Origin of the sequence: Salipiger mucosus DSM 16094 (assembly GCF_000442255.1) — a bacterium.
Classification (GTDB): domain Bacteria; phylum Pseudomonadota; class Alphaproteobacteria; order Rhodobacterales; family Rhodobacteraceae; genus Salipiger; species Salipiger mucosus.
Genome location: NZ_KE557284.1, coordinates 52,489 through 69,883, shown reverse-complemented (window position 1 = coordinate 69,883; position 17,395 = coordinate 52,489). Strand labels below are relative to the sequence as shown.

Genomic DNA, 17,395 nt, shown 5'->3' with positions numbered 1-17,395 from the left:
GCCCTTCTCCGGCGAGATCCGAGTGCGGCCGTAGTGCATCTGCCCCGGCACGTGGTAGATCCGCGTCCCGTCGCCCGAGACGTTGCCCTTGATCTCGCAGCCCTCCGGCGCCGCGCGCAGGCTGGCCGCCGCCCGCGCCTCGCGGGCCCGGGCGCGGAAGGTCCAGGGCGGCGTCACGCCCTCGCCGTGCAGACCCCGGCCCTGCACCGCCGCGCCCTTCTCGGCCAGGTCGTAGTCCATCGAGTACCTCCGGTAGGCAAAGGCCAGCCCCTCGCGCACCAGCACCTCGCCCAGGTCTTCGCCGCCGACCGTGCAGCGCGCCACCTCGCGGCCGTAGACATCCGTGTCGACGCGGATGCACCGCGCCTCGCGCCCCTCGAACCGCGCCGCGACACGCGCATTGACCCATGCGCCGCAGCCCCACATGGGCACGCCGTCGCCGCCGCACATCTGGTCCGTCTCGGGCGCATCGACCCCGTGCAGCCGCACCCGCGTGCCGCCGACGTCGAAGGTATCGCCGTCGATCACGCGCAGCGGCCCCGCCGCATCGGCCCGCGCGAGTCCGGGAGCGAGGGCAAGCATAAGAACGAGAAGAGAACAAAGTCTTAACATCCCCGCTACATCGGCGCAGACAGGCCCGAGTTCAACGGAAATCGTTAAGACCGATTAACGAATCCGGCGCCGCTACCGCTGCGCGGTCCGCCAGTCCGGATGCACCCAGGGCTCGGCGTTCTCCGGCGGCAGGCGGCGGCCCAGGACATGGTCGGCCACCTTCTCGCCCACCATGATCGAGGGCGCGTTGAGATTGCCGTTGGTGATCCGCGGAAAGACCGAGCTGTCGGCCACCCGCAGCCCCTCGACCCCGATGACCCGCGCCTCGGGGTCGACCACCGCGCCCGGATCGTCGGCCCGCCCCATCCGGCAGGTGCCGCAGGGGTGATAGGCGCTCTCGGCATGCTCGCGCACGAACTCGTCCAGCGCCGCGTCGTCCTGCGCCGCCGCCCCGGGCTGGATCTCCTGCCCCGCGAAGGGCGCGAAGGCCTCCTGCGCGAAGATCTCCCGCGTGAGCCGGATGCAGGCGCGGAAATCGGCCCAGTCCTGCGGCTCGCTCATGTAGTTGAAGCGGATGCGCGGCGCGGCCTCGGGGTCGGCGCTGCGCAGCGTCACCGCCCCCCGCGAGGCCGACCGCATCGGCCCGACGTGCGCCTGGAAGCCATGCCCCTCGGCCGCCGCCTGCCCGTCGTAGCGCACCGCGATGGGCAGGAAATGGAACTGGATGTCGGGATAGCGCACGCCCGCGCGCGAGCGGATGAACCCCGCGCTCTCGAACTGGTTCGAGGCGCCGGGCCCGCTGCGCGTGAAGAGCCAGCGCGCCCCGACCCAGGCCTTCCCGGCAAGGTTCCAGTACCGGTAGAGGCTCACCGGCTTCGTGGCCGCCATCTGCAGGTAGACCTCGAGGTGATCCTGCAGGTTCGCCCCCACCCCGGGCCGGTCCGCCAGCACCGGCACACCGTGCCCGGCCAGCTCCGCCCCGGGTCCGATCCCCGAGAGCATCAGCAGCTTGGGCGAGTTGATCGCCGAGGCAGCGAGGATCACCTCGCGCGCCGCCCGGATCACCCGCGGCCCGCCGCGCATGTCGACCTCGACCCCGCGCGCGCGGCCCTCCTCGATCACCACGCGCCGCGCCTGCCCGCGCAGCACCCGCGCGCCGCGGCGCCGGGCCGACTTCAGGTAGGCGCTCGCCGCCGACCAGCGGCGGCCCTTCCAGACGGTCATGTCGTAGGGGCCGAAGCCCTCCTGCCGGGCGCCGTTGTAATCCGGCGTCACCGGGTAGCCCGCCTGCCGCCCGGCCTCGACGAAGGCGCCCACCAGCGGGTTGTCCCGCCGCCCCCGCGTGACGTGCAGCGGCCCATCGGTCCCCCGCCACGCGGCATCGCCGCCGTGCCCGCCGTCGTGCCAGTTCTCCATCCGCCGGAAATAGGGCAGCACGTCGGCAAAGCCCCAGCCCTCTGCCCCGGCCTCGCGCCAGTGGTCGTAGTCGCAGGCATGCCCGCGCACGTAGACCATGCCGTTGATCGAGGACGATCCCCCCAGCACCCGCCCGCGCGGACAGGCCAGCCGCCGCCCGCCGAGATGCGGCTCGGGCTCGGAGGTATAGCCCCAGTCGTAGCGCGCCATGTTCATCGGGTAGCTCAGCGCGCCGGGCATCTGGATGAAGGGCCCCGCGTCGCTGCCACCGGCCTCGATCACAATGACCGAGCGCCCCGCCTCGGCCAGCCGGAAGGCCAGCGCGCAGCCCGCCGAGCCCGCGCCCACGATGACGTAGTCGGCCTGCATCATCGGCTCCGCGCGGCCCCCGGCGCAGTGCCGGACCGCAAGCCGCTTGTGCGTATTTGGAACAAGAAGAAGAGCCCGGGGCACGCGGCCAGCCGGCCTTTCATCTTTCTCCAAATACGCAAATCCCCTTTCCGGCCGCGCGCAGCGGTCGGGCAGATCTCCATCGTCAACGGCATCAGAACGGCGCCTCCACCGCGCCCATGCGGACGTAGACGGACTTGAGCTGCGAGTAGTGCTCGATCGCGGCCTTCGCGTTCTCGCGCCCCACGCCCGAGGCCTTGACCCCGCCGAAGGGCACCTCGACCGGGGCGTCGTTGTAGGAGTTGATGAAGCAGCTCCCCGCGTGCAGCCGTCCGATCACCCGGTGCGCGCGGGCGATGTCGCGGGTGAAGACCCCGGCCGAGAGGCCGAAGGGCGTGGCGTTGGCCCGCGCGACGGCCTCTTCCTCAGTGTCGAAATCCAGCACCGCCATGACCGGCCCGAAAATCTCCTCGCGGGCGATGACCATGTCGTCGGTCACGTCGGCGAAGACCGTCGGCGCGACGAAGAAGCCCGGGCCCGGCCCCGCGGTGCCGCCGTGGATCAGCCGCGCGCCCTCGCGCGCGCCCTGCCGGATGTAGCCCATCACCTTGTCGCGTTGCGCCGCGCTGACCAGCGGGCCGATGTTGGTCGCCTCGTCCAGCGGATCGCCCATGACGACACCCGCCTCCAGCCGCTCCGACAGCCGGCGCAGGAAGCGCTCGCGCAGACCGCGCTGGACGAAGACCCGCGTGCCGTTCGAGCAGACCTGCCCGGAGCTGTAGAAGTTGCCCAGGATCGCGCCGCCCACCGCGTCCTCGACATCGGCGTCGTCGAAGACGAGGAGCGGCGACTTGCCCCCGAGCTCCATGGTGACGTGCTTGATGCGCTCGGCCGCCGCGGCATAGACGCGCCGCCCCGTGGGCACCGAGCCGGTGAGCGAGACCTTGGCCACGCGCGCGTCCGCAACCAGCGCCGCGCCGACATCGCCGCCGCCCTGCACCACGTTGAAGAGCCCCGGCGGCGCCCCGGCCTCGGTCAGGATCTCCGCGACCTTCAGCGCGCTCAGCGGCGTCTCCTCGGAAGGCTTGAAGACCATGGCATTGCCGCAGGCCAGCGCCGGCGCCGCCTTCCAGCAGGCGATCTGCGTGGGATAGTTCCAGGCGCCGATGCCGACGCAGAGGCCCAGCGGCTCGCGCATGGTATAGGCCCAGTCCGTCCCCAGCGGGATATGCTCGCCGGTCAGCGTCGCCGCGAGGCCGCCGAAGTATTCCAGCGCATCGGCGCCCGAGGTCGCATCGGCCACCAGCGTCTCCTGCAGCGGCTTGCCGGTGTCCCGCGTCTCGAGCTCCGACAGTTCCCGGTTGCGGCCGCGCATGATGTCGGCGGCGCGGCGCAGCACGCGGCCGCGCTCGGTGCCGCTCATGGCCGCCCAGACCTCCTGCGCCTCGAGCGCCGAGGCGAGCGCGAGCTCGATCACCCGGTCCGTGGCGCAGTGCAGCCGCGCGATACGCGCGCCGGTGAAGGGATAGACCACCTCGAGCGGCGCGCCGCCCGTGTCCTCGATGTAGCCGCCCGCCACGTAGTGGCTGGCCTCGGGCTGCGGATCGTAGCTCATCGCAGGCACGCCTCGCCTCAGTCGCCGCGCGGGTAGCGCTGGCGCGCCTCGAGCACGTTCAGGTCCATGTGGTTGCGCATGTAGCGCTCGGAGGCATCGCGCAGCGGCTGGTAATCCCAGGGGTAGTAGCCGCCCTGCCGCAGCGCCTCGTAGACCACGTGCCGCCGGGCCTGGCTCTCGCGCACCTCGGCGTCGAAGCGCGCCAGATCCCAGCGCAGCCCCGCCTCGTGCCGGAACCCCTCGAGCACCGAGCGGCAGGCCGGGTCGCCCGCGCGGTCGGTCATCTCGTGCGGGTCGGCCTCGAGGTCGAAGAGCTGCTCGGGGTCGAGCGCGCAGGCGGTGTATTTCCACTTGCCCTGTCGCAGGCAGACCAGCGGCGCGTAGGAGGCCTCGGCCGCGTATTCCAGCGCCACCGGCGAGACCCGCTCGCCGCCCTGCCCCAGCGGCACGAGGCTCTCGCCCTGGGTCCAGGGCGCGACCTCCTCCAGGCTCACCCCGGCCAGTTCGCAGAGCGTCGGGCAGAGGTCCAGCGTCGAGACCGGCGCCGCCACCCGCCCCGGCGCCATGCCGGCGGCCGAGATCATCAGCGGCACGCGGGCCGAGCCCTCGCAAAAGCTCATTCTTACGAACCACAGCCCCCGCTCGCCCAGCATGTCGCCGTGGTCCGAGCAGAAGACCACCACCGCCTCCTGACCCGTCTCCTCCAGCACCGCCAGAAGTTCGCCGATCTTGTCGTCGAGATACGAGACATTGGCGAAATAGGCCCGCCGCGCGGTGCGGATATGGTCCTCGGTGATCTCGTAGTTGCGCCAGTCGTTCGCATCGAAGATGCGCTGCGAATGCGCATCGTGATCCTCGTAGGCCAGCGCCGGGACCTCGGGCAGCAGGTGCGCGCAATCCTCGTAGAGATCCCAGTACTTCCGCCGCGCCACGTAGGGATCGTGCGGATGGGTGAAGCTCGCCGTCAGGCACCAGGGCCGCGCGTCGTTGCCGCGCGCCAGGTCGTAGAGCTTCATCTTCGCGAAATGCGCCACCTCGTCGTCGTATTCCAGCTGGTTGCTGATCTCGCCCACGCCCGCGCCGGTGACCGAACCCATGTTGTGATACCACCAGTCGATGCGCTCGCCCGGCTTGCGGTAATCCGGCGTCCAGCCGAAATCGGCCGGGTAGATGTCGGTCGTGAGCCGCTCCTCGAAGCCGTGCAGCTGGTCGGGCCCGACGAAATGCATCTTGCCCGAGAGCGCGGTGTGATAGCCCGCCCGCCGCAGGTGATGCGCGTAGGTCGGGATCGCCGACGAGAACTCGGCCGCGTTGTCGTAAACGCCCGTCCGGCTGGGCAGCTGCCCCGACATGAAGCTCGCCCGCCCCGGCGCGCAGAGCGGGCTCGCGGTATAGGCATTGGCGAAGCGGGTCGACCGCCCCGCCAGCCGGCGCAGGTTCGGCAGGTGCAGCCAGTCGGCCGGCCCGTCGGGAAAGAGCGTGCCGTTCAGCTGGTCGACCATGAGGATGAGGATATTGGGCCGGGTCATGACTCTCCTGTCAGGGCTTGGGCGGTGGCGATGAGCTGCGCGGCGGCATTGCCCACCCCCGCGCCGTCGAGCGCCGCGCGCAGGTAGACGCCGTCGATGAGCGCCGCCAGCGTCCGGGCGGTATCGCGCGGATCGCGCGCGCGGCCGCGCAGCGCGTGGACGAGATTGCTGTGCAGCCGCGCCTGGTAGACGCGCAGCAGCCGCGCGGCCTCCGGCTCGCGCTGCGCCAGCACGTAGAAGTTCAGCCAGGCCGAGACGGTCGCCGGCTGGAAACAGCTCTCGGCGACATTGGCGGCGATCAGCGCCTCCAGCCGGCGCCCCTCCGGCGCCCCGGCCAGCGCGTGGCGCACCTCGGCGGAATACTCCGACAGGATATGGCGCATGGCGGCGAGAAAGATCTGCACCTTGCCGCCGAAATAGTGATGCGCCAGCGCCGGCGACATGCCCGCGCGCCGCGCGATCTGCCCGACCGTCACGTCGAGCGAGCCGCGCGCCCCGACCTCGGCCACCGTGGCCGCCACCAGCGCCGCGCGCCGCTTCGGTTCCTGTCCAACTCTCGGCAAGCGCCACCCTCCTGTCGGCCGGCACCCTTCCCGATTTTGATTGACCCGTCAATCAACAAAACACCCGGCAGCCGCCGCCCGCCCGTGTCTTCCTGCCAGGAAACCCGCAAACGAAGCCCACCGCCAGCGGCTCCCGGCGCCCCCCCCCCAGGCTTCTTCTTGTGCCAAATACGCACAAGCGGCCGGCGAGGCGGCACAACGCCCGGGGCGGCGCGGATCAGACCCGCAACGTCCCCAGCACCGTGTTCTGCGGCAGCCGGGCCACCTCGAAGCCCGCCTCGATGCGGCGCAGATTGTAGCCATAGCCCCGCGCCCGGAACCGCCACTCCATCTCGGACAATGTCTTTTCCCGCTCGCGCAGAAGGAAATCGCGAACCTCGTCCATGCTCTCGGTCAATGTGTTTTCTGCAAACATGATGCACTCCTGAACCCTTCGGTAACCAGGAGGCTGCCCCGCGATTGCGGCAGGATTACGCAGCGTCAAAGGCTTTTTCAGACAGCGGAAACACAGCGTTTCCGCAGACGTTAAAACTTCCCCTCGGTCCCCAGCGGCGAGATCCGCCGCTTCAGCACCGCCTCGCGCCAGGTGATGAAGACCACCGCCCCCACGATCACCGTGCCGCCCGCGACCACGAAGGGATCGACCGGCTCGGCAAAGAACAGCGCCCCGATGGCGACCGACCACACCAGCTGCAGGAAGGTCACCGGCTGGGTCAGCGTCACCGGCGCCGCGGCGAAGGCCAGCGTCATGGCGTAGTGCCCGCCGGTGGCGAAACAGGCCACGCCCGCCAGCACCGCGAGATCCGCCAGCGAGGGCGTCACCCAGACCGCGATGGCAAAGGGCGCGAGCCCGATGGTCACCGTGATCGACAGCAGCGCAACCACCACCGAGGCGCGCATCTCGCCCGAGACGATCTTGGCGATGAGGTAGGAGACAGAGAACAGCGTCGCCGTGCCCAGCATCGCGAAATGCCCCGGGTCCAGCGCGCGGAAGCCCGGCCGCAGGATCAGCATGGCGCCCAGCAGCGCCACCACGATGGCACCGATCCGGCGGCCCGCCAGCCGCTCGCCCAGGAAGACCACCGCCAGCACCGTGACGAAGACCGGCACGAGATAGTTCATCGCCGTGACCTCGGCGATGGGGATGCGGGTCATGGCGTAGAACCAGCAGATCACCCCCAGCGTCTGGGCGGCGCCGCGCAGGGTGAACAGCCCCCACTGGCGCTTCGTGAGCCTCAGGTCGCGCAGGCTGCGCCAGGCCGGCAGCAGGAAGACAAGGCCGAAGACGTAGCGCAGAAAGGCCGATTCCGCCGCCGGAACCCGCCCGGCCAGCGTCTTGACCAGGGCCGTGACGGCCACGAAGCACAGCCCCGTGACCACCATCCACAGAATGCCCCGGACCGGGCTCGCGCTTTGGGTGGTATCCATGCCGCGTGTCTTACTCCTGTGACCGGCGGGCACAAGACCCCCGGGCCCGGGGCCGGCCTCAGCCCAGCAGCAGCTTGGCGGCGATGGCCCACATGGTCAGCCCCACCAGCAGGTCCAGCGCCCGCCAGGCCCCGGGCCGCGCGAAAAGCGGCGCCAGCGCCCGCGCGCCGTATCCCAGCGCGGTGAAAAAGCACAGCGACGCGCTCATCGCGCCCAGCGCGAACCACGTCCGGTCAGCGTATTGCGACGAGACCGCCCCCAGCAGCACCACGGTGTCGAGGTAGACATGCGGGTTGAGCCAGGTGAAGGCGAGGCAGGTCAGCACCGCCGCGCGCCGGCTCCCGGCCGCCGCGCCCGCCTCCAGCCGGTCGCCCCCGCGCCAGGCCGCCCCGAGCGTGCGCGCGCCGTACCAGCCCAGGAAGGCCACGCCCAGCAGCCGCATCGCCCATTCGAGGCCCGGCACGCTGCGCGTCAGCGCGCCGAAGCCCGACACGCCCGCCGCGATCAGCGCCGCGTCCGAGAGCGCGCAGATCGCCACCACCGTGCCCACGTGCTCGCGCCGCAGCCCCTGCCGCAGCACGAAGGCGTTCTGCGATCCGATCGCGAGGATCAGCGAAAGTCCGAGCGCGAAGCCCGCGATGGCCGACTGCATGTGCGCTCCTGCCCTTGCCCCGCAGGCGCGGTAGCACGGCCCCGCACCGGGCCGCCAGAGGCTCAGCCTGCGCGCTCGACCTCCTTCAGGCCCAGTGCCAGCACGCCGCCCAGCGCGCTCAGGACGGCAAAGCCCGCCAGCGCCGCGACCGGCCCGACGAAGGCCAGCGCGCCCCCGAAGGCGCCCGTCAGCAGCAGCAGCCCGCCGATCAGCGTGTTGGCCAGCGCCGCGTAGCGCGCCCGCGCGTCCTCGGGCGCCATGTCGACCAGGTAGGTCGAGCGTCCCTGGCGCACGCCGTGGTAGGCCACCATCAGCCCGAAGAGCACCAGCGGCGCCACCCAGGCGGTCGCGGCCCAGCCCAGCGCGCCCGCCAGCGCCGCCAGTGCCATCGCGGCGCCGCCCGCGAAGCCCGCCAGCACCAGCACCTGCCGCGACGAGCGGTCCGCGAGCCGCCCCCAGACATAGGAGCTGACAAAGGAGGCCGCCGCGCTCGCCAGCACCAGCGCGCCCAGCGCCTGCAGCGCGCCGCCCTCGCCTTCCAGCAGCACGATGTAGGGCGGCGCCAGCGCCGTCGCCGTCAGCGCGCCCCGCGCGTAGACGAAACGCCGGAACTGCGCGTCCTCGCGCCAGGGCGCCAGGTCGATCACCGGCGCCTCGCCCGCCTCCGCGCTGGCCTCTTCCTCGAGCCGCGAGAACAGCGCCCCCGCCACCAGCCACAGGATCGAGGCCAGCCCGATCGCCAAGGCCACCGCCGCGACGGTCTCCAGCAGGCCCGACATCAGCAGCAGCGCGAAGACCAGAACGCCCACCGAGGCGACCGAGGCCGCCGTGCCCGTGACCGAGCCGCGCCGGGTCTTGCGCACGGTCTTGCCCAGCACGTCCTTGTAGCTGACCGAGGCCGCCGAGCGCGACAGCGCCAGCAGGGCCAGCAGCGCGCAGAGCGCCAGGCCCGCCGCCCGGCCCTCCAGCGTCAGCGCCACCGCGACCATGCCCGCCGCGGCGATCCCCTGCCCCAGCGAGCCCAGCACCCAGGCCCACTTGCGATGCGCCATGCCCTGCACCGGCCCCGCCAGCAGCATCTGCGGCAACAGCGCGCCCGCCTCGCGGATCGGCACCAGCAGCCCCGTCACCGCCGCGGGCGCGCCAAGCGCCCCGGCCAGCCACGTGAGCACGAGCTTGGGATTGATCAGCCCGTCGGCGAGCTTGGTCATGGAGAGCGACACCACGTGGCGCAGCCCGTTGCGCGCCTCCGTCCGGTCCGCCGCGTCCCCGGCCTCTGTCAACGTGTCGAAGACACGGCGTTCGTCGAATGTCGTCATGGTACCTTGCGGATCGCTGGGTCGCTCCTCAACGCCGCTCGCGGCACGAAGGTTCCCGCGCCGCTTCCGCCCCGGCGGCGCCCCGCCGGCCGGGCGCCCCGGCCCGCCCGCGCTTGACAGCCGGGGGGCCGCGCGCCACAAGGCGCCTCACACCATACCCGCAACCGGGCGTTCCGTGGGCGCCAGACCGACGAGGAGACCAGGCCGATGAGCCTCGACCAGTCCCAGATTTCCCTCACCTTCCCCGATGGCAACGCGCGCGAGTTTCCCGCCGGCACCACGCCCGCCGAGGTGGCCGCCGCGATCTCGAAGAGCCTCGCGAAAAAGGCCATCTCCGCCACCGTCAACGGCCAGCACTGGGATCTCCAGTGGCCGATCTCGGAAAACGCCGAGATCGCCATCAACACCATGCAGGACGACGACGCGGCGCTCGAGCTGATCCGCCACGACTTCGCCCACGTCATGGCCCGCGCCGTGCAGGAGATCTGGCCCGACACCAAGGTCACCATCGGCCCCGTCACCGACAACGGCTGGTTCTACGACTTCGACCGCGCCGAGCCCTTCACCCCGGAGGACCTCGGCGAGATCGAGGCGAAGATGAAGCAGATCATCGCCGCCCGCGACCCCGTGCGCACCGAGGTCTGGGACCGCGACCGCGCGATCGCCCACTACGAGCAGACCGGCGAGCCCTTCAAGGTCGAGCTCATCGACCGCATCCCCGAGGACGCGCCGATCCGCATGTACTGGCACGGCGACTGGCAGGACCTCTGCCGCGGCCCGCACCTGCAGCACACCGGCCAGCTTCCCGCCGATGCCTTCAAGCTCATGGGCGTCTCCGGTGCCTACTGGTTCGGCGACACCTCGCGCCCCATGCTCCAGCGCGTGCAGGGCGTGGCCTTCAAGAACCGGCAGGACCTCAAGAACTACCTCACCTTCCTCGAGGAGGCCGCCAAGCGCGACCACCGCCGTCTCGGCCGCGAGATGGACCTCTTCCACATGCAGGAAGAGGCCCCCGGCCAGGTCTTCTGGCACCCGGGCGGATGGACCATCTACACCACGCTGCAGGACTACATGCGCCGCAAGCAGCGCGCCGGCGGCTACCGCGAGATCAACACGCCCCAGGTCGTCGACCGCAAGCTGTGGGAGGCCTCGGGCCACTGGGACAAGTACCAGCACCACATGTTCATCGTGGAGGTGGATGAATCCCGCGACGGCGAGACCGACGATGCCGAGGCGAAGAACAAGGACCAGACGCGCATCAACGCGCTGAAGCCGATGAACTGCCCCTGCCACGTCCAGGTCTTCAACCAGGGTCTAAAGTCCTACCGCGACCTGCCGCTCCGGCTGGCCGAGTTCGGCTCCTGCGCCCGCTTCGAGCCCTCGGGCGCCTTGCACGGCATCATGCGCGTGCGCGGCTTCACCCAGGACGACGCGCATATCTTCTGCACCGAGGACCAGATCCAGGAGGAATGCGCGCGCTTCATCGACTTCCTCGCCGAGATCTACCGCGAGCTGGGCTTCCCCGAGTTCGAGATCCGCTTCGCCACGCGCCCCGAAAAGCGCGTCGGCACCGAGGAATCGTGGGACTACGTCGAGGGCGCGCTCGAGAACGCGATCAAGGCGGTCGGCCGCGACTACGTGCTCGAACCCGGCGACGGCGCCTTCTACGGGCCCAAGCTCGACTTCTACCTGACCGATGCCATCGGCCGGGTCTGGCAGTGCGGCACCTTCCAGGTCGACCCCAACCTGCCCGAGCGGCTGAACGCGACCTACATCGCCCCCGACGGCGAAAAGACGCGGCCCTTCATGCTGCACCGCGCCTGCCTCGGCTCCTTCGAGCGCTTCATCGGCATCCTGATCGAGGAACACGCCGGCAAGCTGCCCTTCTGGCTGGCCCCGCGTCAGGTGGTCGTCGCCTCGATCACCTCCGAGGCCGACGACTACGTGCACGAGGTCGTCCGCGACCTGACCGCCGCCGGCGTCCGCGCCGAGGCCGACACCCGCAACGAGAAGATCAACTACAAGGTCCGCGAGCACTCGGTCGGCAAGGTGCCGGTCATCCTCGCCGTCGGTCACCGCGAGGTCGAGGAGCGCACCGTCACCGTCCGCCGTCTCGGCGAGAAGCAGACCGCGGTCATGTCGCTGGACGAGGCCGTGGCCGAGTTCCGCACCGGTGCGACCCCGCCCGACCTGCGCTGATCGCCCCGGCGATCCTGTAACATCCCTCACGCGCGGCCCCCGCCCCTCCGGCGGGGGCCGTTTGCGTTGTAACAATCCGTCGTTCGACGCCGCGTCACCCGCAACATTTGCAGCCACGCGCCGGAAATTTCCTTGGAAATTCGGGCGTTCCCCCGGCGCCGCACGTCACCCGGCGCTGACGCCGCCTGACGCCCGCGTGAGCCACGGCGCCGTGAATGGTGCGTGGCGGATTGTCGCGGCAGGCTGGAGTCACCACCGGAACCGCCGGTGAGAGACAACGACAGCCAAGGGAAGTTGAAGATGACCAGGACCACCACCGCCGCCGCGCTCGCCGGCGCCGTCGCAGCCGCTCTCGCGGGGGCCGCCACCCCGGCCGCCGCGCAGGAGCAGGTCAAGTGCTACGGCGTGGCCATGGCCGGCGAGAACGACTGCGCCGCCGGCCCCGGCACCACCTGCGCCGGCACCTCGACCGTCGACTACCAGGGCAACAGCTGGACGCTCGTCGACGAAGGCACCTGCATGGACATGGAGCTGCCCGCGATGGCCGACGGCACCCCCCGCATGGGCTCGCTCGAACCGCTCGAGCGCGACATCCCCAGCTGAGCCGATGCCGCGGGGCGGGCCGCGCCGCCCGCCCCGCGCGACCTCCGGGAGGACCTGCAATGACCGACCTCACCCGCCTGCCCGCCGCCCCCGGCGTCGGCTACAAGCCGCAGCATTTCACCGAGATCGCCGCCGACCCCGGCCCGGTGCGCTGGATCGAGGTCCACGCCGAGAACTACATGGGCGACGGCGGCCGCCCCCTCGCCCAGCTTCGCGCCCTCTCCGAACGCTTTCCGGTCTCGGTGCACGGCGTCGGCCTCTCCATCGGCGGCGAGGGCCGGCTCGACCCCGACCACCTCGCGCGCCTCGCGCATCTCGTCGATTGGCTGAACCCGGCGAGCTTCTCCGAGCATCTCGCCTGGTCGACCCACGACAGCCATTTCCTGAACGACCTGCTGCCCCTGCCCTATACCGCCGCGACGCTCTCCCGCGTTTGCGATCACATCGACGAGGTGCAGGCGCGCCTCTCCCGCCGCATGCTGCTCGAGAACCCCTCCAGCTACCTCGCCTTCGCCGAGAGCACCTGGTCCGAGCCCGACTTCCTCGCCGAGATCGCCCGCCGCACCGGCTGCGGGTTGCTGCTCGACGTGAACAACGTCTTCGTCTCGGCCACCAACCTCGGCTTCGCCCCGCGCGACTACATCGACGCCTTCCCGCTGGACCGCGTGGGCGAGATCCACGTCGGCGGCCACGACGCCGACACCGACGACGCGGGCGCCCCGCTGCTGATCGACAGCCACGGCGCCCCGACCGCCGATCCGGTCTGGTCGCTCCTGGGCCACACCCTCGGCCGCGCCGGTCCCCGGCCGGTTCTCGTCGAGTGGGACACCGACGTCCCCGACTGGCCCGTCCTCGCCGCCGAGGCCCGCCGCGCCGAAGCCGCGCTCGCCCTCTGCGAGGTGGCGGCATGACCCTCCGCGACACGCTCCGCGACGCGCCAGGCGCTCCCGTACGGCAATCCCGTACGACCGGTACGGGAAGGCCCGATCCCGAAGCGGCTGGCACGCCCCGGCCTCCGGCACCCGCCCGACCCGTACGGAAAGACCGTACGACCGGTACGGCACGGCCCGATCCGGCGGCGGTGAGCCAACAGGACTTCCGCGATGCGCTGCTCGATCCGGCCCGTCCTGTACCGAAAGGCCTTACGACTGGTACAGGAGCCCCCGCCGGCCGCCGCTACGACGTCTACCGCAACAACGTCGCCCACTCCCTGCGCGAGGCCCTCGAAGTGGGTTTTCCCACCGTCCGCGCCCTTGTCGGGGAGCGGAATTTCACCGTCATCGCCGATGCCTACCTGCGCGCCGAGCCGCCGTCATCGCCCCTGATGATGCACTACGGCAGCGGCCTCCCGGCCTTCCTCGAAGCCTTCAAGCCACTGGAAAAGCTCGGATATCTTCCTGACTGCGCGCGTCTCGACCTGGCGATGCGGCAGTCCTACCATGCCGCCGATGCCGCCCCGATCGATCCCGCCGCGCTGTCGCGTCACGCGCCCGAACGCCTCGCCGCCCTGCGCCTGCACCTCGCCCCGGCCCTGCGCCTCGTCCCCTCCAAATGGCCCACCTTCTCGATCCGAAACCACGCCCTCGACCGGGACTCCCCGAAACCGCCCGCAAGGGCCGAAACCGCCCTCATATTGCGGCCGGAGTTCGACTCGATACCACATATCGCGCCCCCGGGCGGTGCGGCCTTTGTCGCCGCACTGGCCAAGGGGCACCCCCTGGGCAAGGCCACCGAGGCCGCCGGCCCCACCTTCGATCCGGGCCCGACCCTGGCCCTCCTGCTGCGCCATGGCGCCATCACCGGCCTCGAGGAGACGTGACATGAACCAATTGATTTCCCTGCACAATCGCCTCTTCAGCGCCGTGGAACACCATGCCTCCGACCTGCTGCCACTGCTCGCGCGCCTCGTCTTCGCCGCCACCCTGCTCGGCTACTTCTGGGCCTCCGCCCGCACCAAGCTCGGCGACGGCCCGTTCGGTTTCCTCTCCCCCTCCAGCGGCGCCTACGCCCAGATCTGGCCCCGCCAGTTCGAGGCCGTGAGCTACGACGTCTCGCAGCTCGGCCCCCTGCACTGGGCCGTCGCCGTCGCGGGCACCTGGGCGGAATTTATCCTGCCTTTTCTGATCGTTGCGGGACTCGCCACGCGTCTCTCGGCGCTCGGGATGCTGGGCTTCATCGCGGTCCAGACGCTCACCGATCTCTACGGCCACGGCGCCATCGGCCAGCCCGAGACCCTCGGCGCCTGGCTCGACCGCCACCCGGATTCCCCCATCCTCGACCAGCGCCTGTTCTGGGCCTTCCTGCTCGTGACCCTCACGATCCGCGGCGCGGGCGCCCTCTCGGCCGACCGCGCGCTCGCGGCATGGTGGCCCCGCGCAACACCCCGCCCCGCCTGAGCCCGCTCAAGCCGTGTCGAGCAGCTCCGCCTGTACGGTTTTGTCCCAACCCAGGTACATCCGGTCGCCATCCACGATCAGCGGCCGCTTCATCAGCGCCGGATGCACCGCCAGCAACTCCAGCGGATCGCCCGCCCGGTCGTCCTCCGACAGGCCCCGCCATGTCGTCGACCGCGTGTTGATCAGCTTGTCGCCAAAGCGCGCACGGGCGTCGCGCAGCACCTCGGGCGGCACGCCATCGCCTCGCACGTCGACGAAAGTCGCGCGTGGCAATGCCTTGAGCGCCTTGCGGCAGGTGTCGCAGTTCTTCAGTCCGTAAAGTTCCATCTCGCTCGCTCCTTGACCGTCGCGGGACAATTTATTGCCGATCGCCGCGGGTGCGAAGCCTTTCGCTTGATTTTTACAAAGCGCGTGCAACCCTGATTCCGTGACCTTCGACGATCAGCCAGACGCCGCGATTTCACCGGCAGGCCTGAAAGGCGGATGTGACGGAGCGCCCGCCATTTTCGGGCAAGAGACCAAGGACGACTGGAAGGAGCACGGGACCATGCCGAACGGCACCGTGAAATGGTTCAATACCACCAAAGGCTACGGCTTCATTGCGCCTGAAGAGGGCGGCAAGGATGTTTTCGTTCATATTTCCGCTGTCGAGCGCTCGGGTCTGACCGGGTTGGCCGACAATCAGAAGGTGAGCTACGAGCTCAAGGAGGGACGCGACGGCCGCATGATGGCCGCGGACCTCAAGTCGCTCTGACCTCGCGACAGACCATGGGTCCTGCCCTTTCGCCGAGGGCCTGACCGCGACCGGTCTAACCGGCCGCGGACGCCCCCGGGCCGGCCCAGTCCTGCAACCGCCGCGCCTCTTCCCCGGCGAGGCGGATGAGATCGCGCACGTAGGGCCGGTCGAGGTCCGCCGTGCGCGTCGCGGCGTAGAGACGCCGCTTCAACCCGGTCGCGGTCAGCGGGCGGGTGACGTAATCGGAATTGTACTTCACCTCGCGCACGACCCAGTCGGGCAGCACCGAGACGCCGCGGTTCGAGGCCACCAGCAGCAGGATCACCGCCGTCAGCTCGACCTGTCGAATCGCACCCGGTTCGACCTTGGCGGGCGTCAGCAGCTGAGAGAAGACGTCGAGCCGGCTGCGCTCCACCGGGTAGGTGATGAGCGTCTCGCCGCGAAAGTCCTCGGCCTCGATCCAGGATTTCTGCGCCAACGGATGGCTCGCGGCGGCGACGAAGACGGGGCTGTAGTCGAAGAGCTCGGTGAAGGTGACGCCCGGCAGATCCTCGGGGTCCGAGGAGATCACGACATCCACGTCCTCCGTCTGCAGCGCGGGCAGCGCGTCGAAGGCAAGCCCGGGCCGGATATCGACATCGACGTCGGGCCAGTCGTGGCGAAAGGCCTCGAGCACGGGAAAAAGCCACTCGAAACAGGCGTGACACTCGATGGCGATGTGCATGCGACCGGTGGATCCCTTGCGCAGCCCGTCGAACTCGGCGATCGCCGCCTCGACCTGCGGCAACACCTGCTCGGCCAGGCGAAGCAACCGCAAGCCCGCCGGCGAAAGGCGCATCGGCTTCGAGCGGCGCACGAACAGCTCCACCCCCGCCTGCTCCTCGAGGCCCTTTATCTGGTGCGAAAGCGCCGACTGGGTTATGTTCAGCTGGTCGGCTGCCCGTGCCAGGCCCCCCGCGTCGTGGATCGCCTTTATTGTCCTGAGATGGCGGAACTCTATATGCATCTTGGCACGCGGCTCATGTTGTTCTTGAGATTTATGAGTTTGTCTCACAATGCAGTCTGTGCGACAAGGATGAGGCATCAAGAGGAGCCCGGTCATGAACCGCCCCGAGATTTCGCTAGAATTCTTTCCGCCCAAGAACATCGAGGGCACCTTCCGCCTGTGGGACACGGTCCAGGCGCTCGCGCCACTCGACCCGCGCTTCGTGTCGGTCACCTACGGCGCCGGCGGCACCACGCGCGAGCTGACGCGCGACGTGGTCGCGGCCATTCACAAGCGTTCCGACCTGCGCGTCGCGGCGCACCTGACCTGCGTGAACGCCACTCGTGAAGAGACGCTGGGCATCGCGCGCCAGTTCAAGGAAGCCGGCGTCCGCGACATCGTCGCGCTGCGCGGCGACCCGCCCAAGGGCGAGTCGGGCTTCACCCCCCACCCCGACGGCTTTGCCCACTCGGTCGAGCTGATCGAGGCGCTGCGCGAGGAGGGCGATTTCACCATCCGCGTGGGCGCCTATCCCGACATCCACCCCGAGGCCGCGACCGACACGGCGGACGTCGAGTACCTCAAGCGCAAGTTCGACGCCGGCGCCTCCGAGGCGCTGACGCAGTTCTTCTTCGAGGCCGAGACCTTCTTCCGCTTCCGCGACGCCTGCGAGAAGGCCGGGATCGACAAGCCCATCGTGCCGGGCATCTTCCCGGTCGAGAACTGGAAAGGCGCGCGCCGCTTCGCCGAGGCCTGCGGCACCAAGATCCCCGACTGGGTGATCGAGGCCTTCGAGGCCGCCACCCGCGACGGCCGCCAAGATCTGCTGGCCACCGCGCTCTGCACCGAGCTCTGCTCGGAGCTGCTCGAGGGCGGCGTCGACAAGCTGCACTTCTACACGCTGAACAAGCCCGAGCTCACGCGCGACGTCTGCTACGCGCTGGGGGTCACCCCCGAGGCCCGGCTGGAAAACGTCGCCTGACCGGACCCCTCCGGCTGGACGTATGGGGCG

18 protein-coding genes are annotated in these 17,395 nt (G+C 70.4%); 7 read left to right on the top strand and 11 right to left on the bottom strand.

The genetic code is table 11. From position 1 onward, the window contains the following. The 9 genes from SALMUC_RS23710 to SALMUC_RS23670 all read right to left on the bottom strand — a co-directional run. On the bottom strand, nt 1–528 hold a 528-nt coding region (locus SALMUC_RS23710), incomplete at its 3' end, for a thermonuclease family protein (protein ID WP_245584739.1). 156 nt (nt 529–684) lie between these two features. Then, nucleotides 685–2,337: a choline dehydrogenase gene (gene betA / locus SALMUC_RS23705; protein WP_020043611.1), complete on the bottom strand. Its 1,653-nt coding sequence runs from the start codon at nt 2,335–2,337 to the stop codon at nt 685–687. Between the two features lie 175 nt (nt 2,338–2,512). Then, entirely contained in the window at nt 2,513–3,973 is a 1,461-nt protein-coding gene (gene betB, locus SALMUC_RS23700; RefSeq protein WP_020043612.1) for a betaine-aldehyde dehydrogenase, read from the bottom strand. Nucleotides 3,974–3,990: 17 nt separating this feature from the next. After that, nucleotides 3,991–5,502, bottom strand: coding sequence for a choline-sulfatase (gene betC, locus SALMUC_RS23695; RefSeq protein ID WP_021120902.1), 1,512 nt, complete (start codon nt 5,500–5,502; stop codon nt 3,991–3,993). Next, the gene (gene betI / locus SALMUC_RS23690) at nt 5,499–6,065 is read right to left on the bottom strand and encodes a transcriptional regulator BetI (RefSeq protein ID WP_021120901.1); all 567 of its coding nucleotides are present in this window, start codon (nt 6,063–6,065) and stop codon (nt 5,499–5,501) included. Before betI ends, betC begins: the two co-directional genes overlap by 4 nt. 217 nt (nt 6,066–6,282) lie before the next feature. Beyond that, on the bottom strand, nt 6,283–6,480 hold the full coding sequence (locus SALMUC_RS23685) for a hypothetical protein (protein WP_020043615.1): 198 nt from the start codon (nt 6,478–6,480) through the stop codon (nt 6,283–6,285). A gap of 110 nt (nt 6,481–6,590) precedes the next feature. After that, complete coding sequence (locus tag SALMUC_RS23680; protein ID WP_020043616.1) at nt 6,591–7,493, bottom strand: DMT family transporter; 903 nt, start codon at nt 7,491–7,493, stop codon at nt 6,591–6,593. 58 nt (nt 7,494–7,551) lie between these two features. Continuing rightward, nucleotides 7,552–8,145 (bottom strand): LysE/ArgO family amino acid transporter, encoded by a 594-nt coding sequence (locus SALMUC_RS23675; RefSeq protein WP_020043617.1) that lies wholly within the window; start codon nt 8,143–8,145, stop codon nt 7,552–7,554. Between the two features lie 62 nt (nt 8,146–8,207). Continuing rightward, the gene (locus SALMUC_RS23670) at nt 8,208–9,464 is read right to left on the bottom strand and encodes an MFS transporter (protein ID WP_020043618.1); all 1,257 of its coding nucleotides are present in this window, start codon (nt 9,462–9,464) and stop codon (nt 8,208–8,210) included. Nucleotides 9,465–9,671: 207 nt separating this feature from the next. Between SALMUC_RS23670 and thrS the strand changes: the two genes are divergently transcribed. The 5 genes from thrS to SALMUC_RS23645 all read left to right on the top strand — a co-directional run bounded on the left by thrS (nt 9,672) and on the right by SALMUC_RS23645 (nt 14,662). Further along, the gene (gene thrS / locus SALMUC_RS23665) at nt 9,672–11,663 is read left to right on the top strand and encodes a threonine--tRNA ligase (protein ID WP_020041956.1); all 1,992 of its coding nucleotides are present in this window, start codon (nt 9,672–9,674) and stop codon (nt 11,661–11,663) included. Nucleotides 11,664–11,963: 300 nt separating this feature from the next. Beyond that, on the top strand, nt 11,964–12,266 hold the full coding sequence (locus SALMUC_RS23660; RefSeq protein ID WP_020041955.1) for a BufA1 family periplasmic bufferin-type metallophore: 303 nt from the start codon (nt 11,964–11,966) through the stop codon (nt 12,264–12,266). A 59-nt stretch (nt 12,267–12,325) separates the two neighbouring features. Continuing rightward, nucleotides 12,326–13,177, top strand: a complete 852-nt coding sequence (gene bufB / locus SALMUC_RS23655) for an MNIO family bufferin maturase (protein WP_020041954.1) — start codon at nt 12,326–12,328, stop codon at nt 13,175–13,177. 170 nt (nt 13,178–13,347) lie between these two features. Continuing rightward, entirely contained in the window at nt 13,348–14,085 is a 738-nt protein-coding gene (locus tag SALMUC_RS23650; RefSeq protein ID WP_021120899.1) for an HvfC/BufC N-terminal domain-containing protein, read from the top strand. A 1-nt stretch (nt 14,086) separates the two neighbouring features. Continuing rightward, nucleotides 14,087–14,662 carry a DoxX family protein gene (locus SALMUC_RS23645; protein WP_020041952.1) on the top strand — a complete coding sequence of 192 codons (576 nt, stop codon included), beginning with the start codon at nt 14,087–14,089 and terminating at the stop codon, nt 14,660–14,662. Between the two features lie 6 nt (nt 14,663–14,668). On the opposite strand, the gene SALMUC_RS23640 is transcribed toward SALMUC_RS23645, so the two are convergent. Continuing rightward, the gene (locus SALMUC_RS23640) at nt 14,669–14,989 is read right to left on the bottom strand and encodes an arsenate reductase family protein (protein ID WP_020041951.1); all 321 of its coding nucleotides are present in this window, start codon (nt 14,987–14,989) and stop codon (nt 14,669–14,671) included. A 220-nt stretch (nt 14,990–15,209) separates the two neighbouring features. Here SALMUC_RS23640 and SALMUC_RS23635 point away from each other — a divergent pair, with 220 nt between their 5' ends. Then, a complete protein-coding gene (locus tag SALMUC_RS23635) occupies nt 15,210–15,416 on the top strand; it encodes a cold-shock protein (RefSeq protein WP_020041950.1) in 207 nt (68 codons plus the stop codon). A 55-nt stretch (nt 15,417–15,471) separates the two neighbouring features. Here SALMUC_RS23635 and SALMUC_RS23630 read toward each other — a convergent pair whose 3' ends face one another. Then, on the bottom strand, nt 15,472–16,404 hold the full coding sequence (locus SALMUC_RS23630; protein ID WP_021120898.1) for a LysR family transcriptional regulator: 933 nt from the start codon (nt 16,402–16,404) through the stop codon (nt 15,472–15,474). A gap of 94 nt (nt 16,405–16,498) precedes the next feature. Here SALMUC_RS23630 and metF point away from each other — a divergent pair, with 94 nt between their 5' ends. Next, nucleotides 16,499–17,365 (top strand): methylenetetrahydrofolate reductase [NAD(P)H], encoded by an 867-nt coding sequence (metF, locus tag SALMUC_RS23625; RefSeq protein WP_020041948.1) that lies wholly within the window; start codon nt 16,499–16,501, stop codon nt 17,363–17,365. Nucleotides 17,366–17,395: the final 30 nt, after the last annotated feature.